The organism is Cupriavidus lacunae, from assembly GCF_003353055.1.
In the GTDB taxonomy this organism is placed as follows: domain Bacteria; phylum Pseudomonadota; class Gammaproteobacteria; order Burkholderiales; family Burkholderiaceae; genus Cupriavidus; species Cupriavidus lacunae.
Map to the genome: position 1 here is coordinate 1 of NZ_QKWJ01000220.1, position 1,681 is coordinate 1,681.

General features: G+C 72.8%; 2 protein-coding genes. Both read left to right on the forward strand.

Annotation, left to right across the window (positions count from 1 at the left end; all coding sequences use genetic code 11):
• A partial coding sequence (locus DN412_RS42775; RefSeq protein WP_115216984.1) for an FAD/NAD(P)-dependent oxidoreductase occupies positions 1-1,083 on the forward strand: 1,083 nt, incomplete at its 5' end.
• A partial coding sequence (locus DN412_RS42780) for an NAD(P)/FAD-dependent oxidoreductase (protein ID WP_133303198.1) occupies positions 1,080-1,681 on the forward strand: 602 nt, incomplete at its 3' end. The genes DN412_RS42775 and DN412_RS42780, both read left to right, overlap by 4 nt.

Below are 1,681 nucleotides of genomic sequence, written 5' to 3' on the forward strand. Positions count from 1 at the left end.
CCGCAGACGCTGCCCTTCGACGCACTGCTGGTGTGCTCCGGCGCCACCGACCGGCTCATGCCGGTGCCCGGCTGGCACCGCGCCGGCTGCTACAGCCTGGGCGCCTCGCAGATCGCGCTCAAGGCACAGGCCTGCGCCATCGGTACGCAAGTCGTCTTCCTCGGCAGCGGGCCGCTGCTCTACCTGGTGGCCTCGCAGTACGTGCAGGCCGGCGCGCGCGTGGCGGCAGTGCTCGACACCTCCCCCGCGAATAAATCCTGGGGTGCCATCACCGGCCTGCTGGCGCGCCCCCGGCTGGCGCTGCGCGGGCTCGGACTGATCCGCGGCCTCAAGCATGCCGGCGTACCGGTGCTGCAGGGCGTGGCACCGCTGGCCATCGACGGCGACGACCGCCTGGGCGTGCGGGGCGTGACCGTGCGCGATGCGCGCGGACGCGAGCAGCGCTTCGCGTGCGACGCCGTCGGCCTGGGCTGGCACCTGCGCGCCGAGACGCAACTGGCCGACCTCGCGCGCTGCGAGTTCGCCTTCGAACCCGTAAGCCGCCAGTGGCTGCCGCGCATCGACGCGGACGGCCGCAGCAGCACGCGCGGCGTCTACCTGGCCGGCGACGGCGCGCGCATCCTCGGTGCCGACGGGGCCGAAGCCGCGGGCCGGCTCGCGGCGCTAGCGGCACTGGCCGACCTGGGGCATGAGCGGGGCCGCGCGCAATACGCCGCCGAATCGGCTGCGCTGCGCCGCACCCTCGACCAGATGGACCGCTTCCGCCAGGGGCTGGCGCGCGCCTTCCCGTGGCCGCACGCGCAGGCCGCCGCCCTGCCCGATGCCGCGGTGGTCTGCCGCTGCGAGGCCGTGACAGTGGGCGAGCTGCGCCGCTGCGTGGCCGAACTGGACAGCCAGGAAGTCAACCGGGCCAAGGCCTTCAGCCGCGTCGGCATGGGCCGCTGCCAGGGCCGCTTCTGCGGCCATGCCGCGGCCGAGATCGTGGCGCAGGCCTGCGGCATCCCGATCGAACAAGTCGGTCGCCTGCGCTCGCAGGCACCGGTCAAGCCACTGATGATGAATACACGTGAGGTGCAGCCATGAGTGGCACCAAAACTAGCACGACATCGAGCACGGCAACCAGGACACACGACGCCGATGTGCTGGTGCTCGGTGGTGGCCTGATGGGCACCACCACCGCCTTCTTCCTGCGCCAGCAGGGCCTCTCGGTGGTGCTGCTGGAACGCGAGCTGGTCGGGCGCCAGGCCAGCGGCACCAACTTCGGCAATGTGCGCCGCCAGGGACGCGCCCTGCACCAGATGCCGCTGGCCAACCGGGCGCGCGCCGTCTGGGGCCGCGTGAAGGAACTGCTGGGCGAGGACCTCGAGTTCGTCCCGTACGGCCACCTGCGCGTGTGCTACACCGAACAGCAGGCCACCGTGCTCGAGCAACATGCGCGCGACGTGAAGCCGCTCGGACTGGACCTGGAGCTTTTCACGGCCGAGCAGTTGCGCCGGCGCTGGGGCATCTTCGCGCCCGGCGTGGTGGCGGGATCGTACTCGCCGCAGGACGGCCATGCCAACCCGCGCCTGGCCGGCCCGGCCTTCGCGCGCGCCGCGCGTCGCGCCGGCGCGCAGATCGTCGAGCACGCCGAGGTGATGCAGGTCGAGCGCGACGCCAATGGCTTCGTTGCCTACACCGC